Below are 10022 nucleotides of genomic sequence, written 5' to 3' on the forward strand. Positions count from 1 at the left end.
GGTGGGGGCTGGGGGTCGGTAGAGCATAGAGCATAGAGCATAGAACATAGCTATTGGCGAATACAGGGTCAGCGACCGAAACCGCGAAGCGTGCGAAGGCTGGCCAAATGCTAAGCATTGATCAACGAAATCAAGCCCGCAACTGGGCCTAAATATAGATATCGACATTTGAACATTATCCGGCGCAAGCCGTTTTGGGAGTAACCAATCAATGGTTGCCATTCAACAAAGTACAGTTTTGGCTCCAATCGATCCTGCGGACATTGTAGTTCGGCCCGCCCATGAAGACGATGTGGCTGGCATGAGTGAATTGGTAGCCGAAAATGTGCGGGCTGGGCATTTATTACCCCGTTCCGCTGACGAAATTCGTGCTTCTTTAGCAAATTGGGTAGTTGCCTGCCATGGCCAACGGGTGATTGGCATTGGCTCGTTGTTGCTGATGAATCCTGATCTGGTTGAGGTTCGCTCATTAGCCGTGGCAACCGAGTATCGAGCTGCTGGCGTAGGTGCCAAAATTGTGCTCGAACTGGTTGCTCAAGCCAAATTGCGCCAAATTCATACAGTTTTTGCCTTGACCCGCGCTGTTTCGTTTTTTGTACGTTTGGGTTTTACGATCACCGACAAAGAACGCTTCCCCGAAAAGGTTTGGCGCGATTGTGTCAAGTGTCCACTCGTCACGTGCTGTGACGAAACCGCCGTCGTTTGGGAACATTAACGAGAAGGATGAAGGATGAGGGATGAAGGATAAAGCTTCAACCCTTAGGTTTATCCTCAATTATGTATGTTGCGAAATGAAGGATGGTTCAGGGATTTCCTCCCTCATAATTCATCCTTCATCCTTTCAAATGTGTCGTTTGTGAAATGAAGGATAGTTCAGGGATTTCCTCCCTCATAATTCATCCTTCATCCTTTCAAATGTGTCGTTTGTGAAATGAAGGATGGTTCAGGGATTGCATCCCTCATAATTTATCCTTCATCCTTTCAATAAGGAGTTCATTGGTCATGTCGAATGCAACTGCAAAGAAAGTTGTGCTGGCTTACTCTGGTGGCTTGGATACCAGCGTGATTGTGCCGTGGTTGAAGGAACATTATGGCTGTGAAGTCGTCTGCTATTGCGCCAACCTTGGCCAAGATGATGATTTGAGCGGCGTAGAAGCCAAAGCGATTGCTTCGGGCGCAAGTGCCTGCTATGTCGAAGATTTGCGCGAAGAATTTGTGCGCGATTTCTTGTTCCCGATGTTGCAATCGGGCGCAACTTACGAACGCACCTATTTGCTTGGCACCAGCATTGCTCGCCCATTGATCGCGCGCGGCCAAGTGCAAACCGCATTAAAAGTTGGCGCTGATGCACTTTCCCACGGCTGTACTGGCAAAGGTAACGATCAAGTGCGCTTTGAATTGACCTATATGGCCTTGGCTCCGCACATGAAAATTATCGCCCCATGGCGTGAATGGCACATTCGCTCACGTGAAGATGCGCTGGATTATGCCGCATTGCACAACGTGCCAGTTACCAGCACCCGCGCTTCAATCTACAGCCGCGACGGCAATATTTGGCACTTGAGCCACGAAGGCGGCTCGTTGGAAGATCCATGGCTGGAGCCAGAATTGAATATGTTCCAACGCACCGTCACCCCAGAACAAGCGCCCGATGCGCCAGAATATTTGGAAATTGGCTTCGAGCGCGGCATTCCAGTCAGCGTGAATGGCGAACAACTTGGCCCCGTGGCCTTGCTGCAAACCCTCAACGAGATTGGCGCTCGCCATGGCGTTGGCCGCGTCGATTTGGTCGAAAATCGCTTGGTTGGCATGAAGAGCCACGGCGTATACGAAACCCCAGGCGGCACATTGCTGTATCGTGCGCATCAAGGCCTCGAAGAATTGGCGCTCGATCGCGAAACCATGCACTACAAAGATACCTTGGCAATTCGCTTCTCAGAGTTGATTTACAACGGCCAATGGTGGTCGCCGTTGCGCTATGCCTTGTCGGCGTTCTTCACTGAAACCCAAAAGAACGTCACTGGCGTGACTCGCTTGAAAATCTTCAAAGGTGGGGTGCATTTGGTTGGGCGCAAGGCTGAACGCAGCTTGTATGTGCCCGATTTGGCAACCTTCAGCGAAGATGCAGTCTACAATCAAGCAGATGCTGAAGGCTTTATCAAGCTCTTTGGCTTGCCCCAAAAAGTCGAAGCCTTAACCTCAGGAGCCGAATAAGCATGAGTATCTTTCGTTTTGCTCCTGGTTTCCGCAGTGCTGCGGGGCGATGTGGCTTGAAGGCCAGTGGTAATCCTGATTTAAGTTTACTTGTTGCTGATGAGGGTTGTACGGCGGCTGGTGTGTTTACCACCAGCCTCGTCAAAGCCGCGCCAGTGCTCTACGATCAAGCAGTTTTGGCCGAGCATGCCAGCGAAATTCGTGCCGTGATTGCCAATGCTGGCTGTGCCAACGCCTGTACAGGTGCGCAAGGCGATGCTGCTGCGCGCGAAATGGCTCGCTTGGCTGCTGAGGCGGTTGGCTGCGAGCCACACCAAGTTTTGGTGCTTTCAACTGGCGTAATCGGCCATCAACTGAATGTTGAAAAAGTGGCCAAGGGCGTTGCTGCAATCGCCCCAGAACTAGGTGTTGAGCATGCTCCAGCGCTGGCCGAAGCGATTATGACCACCGACACCCGCCCCAAAACCGCTAGCGCCAATGTGGTGATCGATGGGGTTGTGTTGACGGTGGCGGGCGTTGCCAAAGGCGCAGGCATGATCCATCCGATGATGGCAACCATGCTTTCGATCGTGACCACCGACGCGGCGATTGATGCCGATTTGGCTCAAAGTTTGCTGCGCGAGGTTAGCGACGCATCATTTAACTGTGTCACAGTCGATGGCGACCCGAGCACCAACGACACGTTGTTGCTGCTGGCCTCGGGCGCAAGTGGTGTGACGATCAATGCCAGCAACATTGCCAGTTTCCGCCAAGCGCTCGAAGCGGTCTGTATCGATTTGGCCAAACAAATTGCCGCCGATGGCGAAGGCGCAACCAAATTGGTCACCGTCACGGTTGATCATGCGCCGAGTGTTGCCGCTGCACGTACTGTTGCCCGCAAAATTGCCTGCTCACCGTTGGTCAAAACCGCCATCCACGGCGGCGATCCCAATTGGGGCCGAATTTTGGCGGCTGCTGGTGTTGCTGGCGTACCATTCGATCCCAGCCAAGTTGAGCTATGGTTGGGCGAGGTGCAATTAGTTGCTGGTGGCACGCCCACCGACTACAGCGAACGTGAAGCAGCAAGCCAAATGAGCGGCCAGCATGTGGCAATTCGGCTTAATCTTGGGGCTGGCACGGCCACTGGCTACGCTTGGACCTGCGATTTTAGCGCCGAATATGTACGAATCAACGCCGATTATCGGACGTAGAGGTTGGGGATCGGGGATTGGCTGTTGGGGATCGGGAGTTTTGACGCAGAGGCGCAGAGCGACCGAAGGATGAAGGATGAGGGATGAAGGATGAAAGGCTCTGGGCTGGCGGAATCTGGTTGAAACATCAAATATCAAAAGCCTATAGCCTATAGCCTATAGCTGTACTGGTACATAAGGTTAACCATTGCCTGATTCTCTCACCTCCTCTCCCGCACGCGAGGCGAGAGGGAACCGCGCAGTCAGTGCTCCCCTCTCCCGCGTTCAGTGGGAGAGGGGCTGGGGGTGAGGGCATGCTTTTGGTTTTCAACCCAATGTACCAATACATATAGCCTATAACTCAAACCCGATCCCCGACCCCCGATCCCCAACAACCAACTAGTGAGGTAACCAAACCATGTGGGGTGGACGTTTTAGTGGCTCGTTGGCTGAGCATATGCGCTTATTCAACGATTCGTTTCCAATCGATCGGCGCTTATGGGCCGAGGATATTCGCGGCTCGATTGCTTGGGCCAATGGCTTAGAACGGGCTGGCATTTTGCAAGCAGATGAATGCCAAGAATTGATTGCTGGCTTGCGTCAAGTGGCGCAGGAGTTTGCCGAAGGTCTGTTTTTGCCGTTAACCAGCGACGAAGATATTCACACAGCGGTCGAACGCCGCTTGGGTGATTTTATCGGAGCCTTGGCTGGCAAGTTGCATACTGGCCGCTCGCGCAACGATCAAGTGGCAACCGATACCCGTTTGTGGACGCTGGGCGCACTTAAACTGGCCGATGATCTGATTCGCGATGTGCAAGCGGCTTTGCTTGAGCAAGCTAAATCTGTTGGCGATGCAATTTTGCCTGGCTATACCCACCTGCAACGGGCGCAGCCAGTCTTATTATCGCACGCCCTGTTGGCCCATTTTTGGCGTTTAGATCGCGATCGCCAGCGTTTGCACGATGCAACCAAGCGGGTCAGCGTTTTGCCACTTGGCTCTGGCGCACTCGCGGGCACAGCCTTTGCCGTCGATCGCGCGGCGCTGGCAGCCGAATTGGGCTTTGCTAGCATTAGCCAAAATAGCCTCGATGCCACCAGCGATCGCGATTATATTGTCGAGATTTTGGCGGCAACGGCGTTATTGGGTGTGCACATTAGCCAGCTTGCAGAAGATTGGATCATCTGGAGCAGTGCGGAATGGGGCTTTGTTGCACTTGATGATGCCTATTCGACTGGCTCAAGTTTAATGCCGCAAAAGAAAAATCCTGATTCATTGGAGTTAGCACGCGGCAAATCTGGCCGTTTAATCGGCAATCTGGTGACGGTTTTGACCTTGCTCAAGGGCTTGCCATCGGCCTACGACAAAGATTTACAAGAAGATAAAGCGCCCTTATTCGATTCGATCGATACATTAAGCCTGACCTTGCCGGTGGTTGCTGGGGCAATTCGCACTGCCCGTTTCAACACCGAACGCATGGTAGCAGCGCTCGATGATGCAATGTTGGCGACCGATGTGGCCGATGAATTGGTACGCCGGGGAGTGCCTTTTCGCGAGGCCCATCATATTGCCGGGCGCTTGGTGCGCGAAGCAGAACAACGCGGCGTTGGCATGCGCCAATTGCCCGCCGAAAGCTTCGTTGCAGCCCACCCAAGCCTGACCGATGTTGCTGGTTTATTCGATTTTGCTCGTTCTGTCGCCATGCGCGACGTACCTGGTGGAACAGCGCCCAACGCCGTGCGCGACCAACTGATTGCTGCTCAACACGTTTTAGCAGAAGGCTGAGGTTGCCCGTAGCGCCCTCGCCCTGCCGTTACCATTAACGGAGGCTTCCAAATGACACACTCACTTCTTGGTCGCGATTTACTGGCCTTGGCCGACTGGAACGACACTGAATTACTCGACGTGCTCGAAACTGCCGCCGAACTTAAACTACGCCAACAACGCCGCAAAGCGCATCCTCTTTTGGCAAACCGTACCTTGGCGATGATTTTTGAAAAGCCTTCAACCCGCACCCGCGTTGGCTTCGAATCGGCGATGGTGCAACTTGGCGGCCATGGCATTTACCTCAGCCCACGCGATACCCAAATTGGCCGTGGCGAAACCATCGGCGATACCGCACGCGTGCTCAGCCGCATGTGCGATGCGATTATGGCGCGGGTCAACGATCACGCTACCTTGGTCGAATTGGCTGAAGCTGCCGATGTGCCAGTGATCAATGGCCTTTCCGATTGGCTACATCCAGTGCAAGCCTTGGCCGATGCCTTGACGATTCGCGAGCATTTTGGCAGTTGCAAAGGTGTGAAATTGGTTTACCTTGGCGATCCCAATAATGTTTCTAATTCGTTGCTGGAGATTGCGCCACGCTTGGGTATGGATTTTGCCATCGGCACGCCGTTTGTGGAGAATGTTGATCAGCAGTTGTTAGCTCAAGCGCGCTTGCAAGCTGCCGCCAATGGCACCAAAATCATCGTTACCAACGATCCGTTGGAAGCCGTCAAGAATGCTGATGTGTTGTATACCGATGTGTGGGTAAGTATGGGCCAAGTCGTGGCCGAGGGTCATTTGGAAGCGCTACAACCATTTCAAATTAATGCTGAACTGTTGGCCGCAGCCAATGCAGGAGCCAAAGTGATGCACTGTTTGCCAATGCATCGCGGCGAGGAAATTAGCGCCGATGTTGCTGATGGCGAGCGTTCGATCGTCTTTGATCAAGCAGAAAATCGCTTGCATACCCACAAAGCTGTGTTGGTTGCAACCGTGGCAGGCTTGGCTTTACGCCGCACCAAACGCCTCGCCGCCTAAAATTATTTAACCAAGTAACTGGAGCAAATTCAGCCCCGTATATCCGACGCGGGGCTGAGTGCACACACTTTAGCCTTCGATAAACCGATAGCCAATCCCCCATTCAGTCTGAATCAAATTCGATTCAGGGTCGATTTCGCTTAGTTTTGAACGCAAGCGCCGAATATGCACATCAACTGTGCGCGCATCGACATATTCGTCGTAGCCCCACACTTGGCCCAGCAAAACTTCGCGGGTAAACACTTGCCCAGGATGCGAAGCCAAATAAGCCAAAAGATCAAATTCTTTGGGCCGCAAGGTTAATTGCACATCGCGAAACATGGCGCGGCGACGGGCATTATCGAGCTGCAGACCATTTGAGGTTGGCACTGCATCGCCAATTTGTTGGCGCAAACGGCTGGCTTCGGCAGTGCGGCGCAGCAAGGCTCGCACCCGTGCCACGAGCTCGCGCGGCGAAAATGGCTTGACCACATAATCATCAGCGCCAAGCTCCAAGCCAACCACCCGATCCACTTCGTCGGCTCGCGCCGTGAGCATAATTACTGGTTGCTCAAAGCCTTCGGCCCGCATTTGGCGCAACACCCCGAAACCATCAATCCCGGGCAAGCCAATATCCAAAATCAAAAGATCATAGGTTTCGTTGCGCAAGCGCAGCAAGGCATCTTCGCCAGAGCCTGTTTCGCCAACCGCAAAGCCCTCGCGCTCAAAGCGCGAACGCACCACATCGACCACGCTAGGTTCATCATCAACAATTAAAATACGTTGCATTAGGCATCCTCATTGGTCATTACTTCGCCCAAAATCCAATTGATAAAGCGTTGCGAGCCATCGACAATCGGCAAAGCAATAATTTCTGGTAGCGCATACGAGTGCAATTGTTCAACCCGCTCGATCAGGCTGCCCAGAGCGTCGGCACGCGTGCGCACAATCAACAAAATCTCAGACTCTTCTTTGAGTATGCCTTCCCAATGATAAATCGAGCTAATTTGCGGCAAAATATTGACACTGGCCGCCAGTCGTTCGGTCACTAAGGCTAGGGCCAGCGTGCGAGCTTCATCAGCATTACTTGTGCTAATCAAAACAACCTGCGCTGCATCAGACATAACGCCTCCAGATCAATTAACCGCTTGCTGTGTCTACTCTACCTTAAAGCCGTCGATCTGCAAGGGGTTTGGCTGTTACCACTTATGAATGGCATTGATTTAGCGGTTGGTTTGCAGCTCGGCTAGCACCTCGGCCAAGCTCGCATATTTGGCTACTGGCGGAAATTCGAGATATTTGGTGACGCTGTTGGGCACTGCATAGACTGTTGCTTCAGCCGCCAAACCTGCTTGCACTCCGTGCGGTGCATCTTCGAGCACAAGGCTGGCTTGAGCCGTCACGCCCAACAATTCGGCGGCGCGCAGAAAAATATCCGGCGCTGGCTTGCCATTGGCCACTTCTTCGCCAGTCACGGTTGCGCCAAAACAATCGTTCCAGCCAAATTTTTGCAACACCATGGTCAAATATGGGCGAGGTGACGAGGTGGCAACCGCAATCGGGATGTGCTGTTGATTGAGCCAACGAATTAGCTGATCGGCGTACGGCATGGCTTCGGCTTCGCGCTCGACCAGTTCAAAAATCAATTGGCGATGCTCAGCAATCGTTTGCTCGACGCTCAAGGGCAAATCGAAACTATCGACCATCATTTGGGCATTATCATAGGCGCGGCGGCCAACCATGCGATGGCCCCAATCGGGAGCGCATGCTTTGCCATAGCGAGCCAAAAATACATCTAAGGCCCGCATACTCACCGGCTCGCTATCAACCAAAACACCATCACAATCGAACAAAATTGCCTTAAATTGGTTCATTCGGTTCCTGCTTTTTGAAGAATGCTAAGGGTGGCAATTCGGCAATCACAATACCGATCATCATTAATAAGCCACCCCAAACGAAGGTTGACGAGATGCTTTCATTGCCAAAGGTTGCTGCAAAGAGCGCCGCAAAAACTGGCTCTAGCACGAAGATCAAGGCGGTGCGGGTTGGCGAGGCATAGCGCTGCACGATAATCTGAATCGCCAGCAAAACCGCTGTGCAGATAATGCCCAAATATGCGCCAGCCCAAAAAACATCTGCTGGCAAGGCTGGCACTGTTTCAAACAACAGGCTACCAATGCTGGCAACGACCGCCACAACCGCCACTTGAATTAAGTTCATGGCAATTGGCGAGGCTTTTTTGGTCCAATGGCCAATCGCCAAAATATGCCCAGCAAAGGTTACAGCACAGATAAACACCAAAAAATCGCCCCAAAGCGAAACTGGCTGCGAGCCAGCCTGTGGCGTAGTATCAATCGAGAGCACATACAAGCCAGCGACGGCCAAAATTACCCCAGCCCAGACTTTGGCGCTAATTTTGGTGCGCCACAACACCGCGCCCATCAATGGCACAAAAATGACATTTAAGCCAGTAACGAAGCCTGCTCGCGAGGCTGTGGTCATGCTGATGCCAATCGTTTGGGTAATATAACCAACGCACAACAAACTGCCAGTAATCAAACCAGCCTGCCAATCAGTGCGCGTCCATTGGCGAAATGATTTGAGCGCCCAAGGCAAGAGGGCCAGGGTTGCCAAAACAAAGCGCAAAGCCACAAAAGCCAACGGCGGCCAGTGATCGGTCGCATCACGTACGACAAAAAATGTGCTGCCCCAAAGCATCACAATCAACAACAGAACCCCATCGCTTTGCCAGCGCTTCATTGCCGCACCCTTTCTAGAAATCAGACCATAGACATATAGTATACGGAGATTTGCTCAACATATAATTGGTCGGTTGAATGCTTGATGCAGCAAGTGGTTGATCTATTTTTATCCCAATCAGCGTTTCCAATGCACTGTGATGCAGCTGGAAAACAGCAACCGCCTTCTATGGGCAGCACGATTAACGTCCTTTGCAGGGTCGTAATCTATGAATAACCCTTGGCTCTGCTCCTGAATTAACATTTGTGATTGCTGTGTAGTATGAGGTTGTTAAAATGCGTTTAATTGCCCTGCACGAACGGGAAACAATTGCAGCATGGCTAAGCCAAAATGCTGATCTGAACATCTATCAAATCGGCGATTTGGATGCGTTCTTTTGGCCTTCGACGCTCTGGTATGGGCTTGAGCAAGCAGGCGCGATTCTGCACATTGGCTTGGTTTATCTTGGCCATAGTATGCCAATTTGGCTCATGTTTGATGATCAGCATCAGCAATATTCTGCACAATTAGCTGCGGCGATGCGGCCATTGTTGCCTGCCAAAGTGTATTGCCACTTCTCGCCTGGCATCGCCGAAGGTTTGGCCGATCGCTACCAGCTGCACGATCATGGCCTGCACCATAAAATGATCTTACGCGATTTTGCCAGACTTGATCAGGTGCGGTTTGAGCGCGAGGTTGTGCAACTGAGTGGCTCCGATTTGCCAGCGATCAATCAGCTGTATGCTGCGGCCTACCCCGATAACGCCTTCGACCAGCGCATGCTCGAAACTGGCTGTTGTTATGGCATTTGGCAGGATGATCAATTAATCAGCATCGCTGGGATTCATGTCTATTCGCCGCGCTATCGTGTAGCAGCATTGGGCAATATCACGACTCATCCAGCCTATCGCGGCCAAGGCTTGGCTAAACAAGTAACTGCCACGCTTTGCCAACATTTGCGCCACGACATTAATCATATTGGCCTGAATGTGCACAGTGCTAATCACGTTGCAATCAAAACCTACGAAAACTTGGGTTTTAGCTGGGTTGCTGATTATAGCGAGGTGCTGTTGGAGCAAAAATCAGAACAAAGAGCATAGAGCATAGAACATAGGGGG

At 52.2% G+C, this 10022-nt stretch carries 10 protein-coding genes; 6 read left to right on the forward strand and 4 right to left on the reverse strand.

Going from position 1 to position 10022, the window contains the following annotated elements:
- The first annotated feature begins 211 nt into the window (after positions 1-211).
- The 5 genes from C5S61_RS25725 to argF all read left to right on the forward strand — a co-directional run bounded on the left by C5S61_RS25725 (position 212) and on the right by argF (position 6186).
- Positions 212-715, forward strand: a complete 504-nt coding sequence (locus C5S61_RS25725) for a GNAT family N-acetyltransferase (RefSeq protein WP_110520318.1) — start codon at positions 212-214, stop codon at positions 713-715.
- Between the two features lie 287 nt (positions 716-1002).
- Entirely contained in the window at positions 1003-2214 is a 1212-nt protein-coding gene (locus tag C5S61_RS25730; RefSeq protein ID WP_110520320.1) for an argininosuccinate synthase, read from the forward strand.
- 2 nt (positions 2215-2216) lie between these two features.
- Positions 2217-3404 carry a bifunctional glutamate N-acetyltransferase/amino-acid acetyltransferase ArgJ gene (gene argJ / locus C5S61_RS25735; RefSeq protein WP_110520322.1) on the forward strand — a complete coding sequence of 396 codons (1188 nt, stop codon included), beginning with the start codon at positions 2217-2219 and terminating at the stop codon, positions 3402-3404.
- Positions 3405-3801: 397 nt separating this feature from the next.
- Positions 3802-5166, forward strand: coding sequence for an argininosuccinate lyase (gene argH, locus C5S61_RS25740; protein WP_110520324.1), 1365 nt, complete (start codon positions 3802-3804; stop codon positions 5164-5166).
- Positions 5167-5217: 51 nt separating this feature from the next.
- Positions 5218-6186, forward strand: coding sequence for an ornithine carbamoyltransferase (gene argF / locus C5S61_RS25745; protein ID WP_110520326.1), 969 nt, complete (start codon positions 5218-5220; stop codon positions 6184-6186).
- 69 nt (positions 6187-6255) lie between these two features.
- Here the strand turns inward: argF and C5S61_RS25750 are convergent, their stop codons facing one another.
- The 4 genes from C5S61_RS25750 to C5S61_RS25765 all read right to left on the reverse strand — a co-directional run bounded on the left by C5S61_RS25750 (position 6256) and on the right by C5S61_RS25765 (position 8925).
- Positions 6256-6954, reverse strand: coding sequence for a response regulator transcription factor (locus C5S61_RS25750; protein ID WP_110520328.1), 699 nt, complete (start codon positions 6952-6954; stop codon positions 6256-6258).
- A complete protein-coding gene (gene cutA, locus C5S61_RS25755) occupies positions 6954-7289 on the reverse strand; it encodes a divalent-cation tolerance protein CutA (protein ID WP_110520330.1) in 336 nt (111 codons plus the stop codon). The genes C5S61_RS25750 and cutA overlap by 1 nt, the downstream gene beginning before the upstream one ends.
- A 99-nt stretch (positions 7290-7388) precedes the next feature.
- Positions 7389-8039: an HAD family hydrolase gene (locus C5S61_RS25760; RefSeq protein WP_110520332.1), complete on the reverse strand. Its 651-nt coding sequence runs from the start codon at positions 8037-8039 to the stop codon at positions 7389-7391.
- Complete coding sequence (locus C5S61_RS25765) at positions 8026-8925, reverse strand: DMT family transporter (protein WP_110520334.1); 900 nt, start codon at positions 8923-8925, stop codon at positions 8026-8028. Before C5S61_RS25765 ends, C5S61_RS25760 begins: the two co-directional genes overlap by 14 nt.
- Before the next feature lie 275 nt (positions 8926-9200).
- Between C5S61_RS25765 and C5S61_RS25770 the strand changes: the two genes are divergently transcribed.
- Complete coding sequence (locus C5S61_RS25770; RefSeq protein ID WP_110520336.1) at positions 9201-10004, forward strand: GNAT family N-acetyltransferase; 804 nt, start codon at positions 9201-9203, stop codon at positions 10002-10004.
- The last annotated feature ends 18 nt before the right edge of the window (positions 10005-10022 follow it).

It is taken from the genome of Herpetosiphon llansteffanensis (assembly GCF_003205875.1).
Lineage (GTDB): Bacteria > Chloroflexota > Chloroflexia > Chloroflexales > Herpetosiphonaceae > Herpetosiphon > Herpetosiphon llansteffanensis.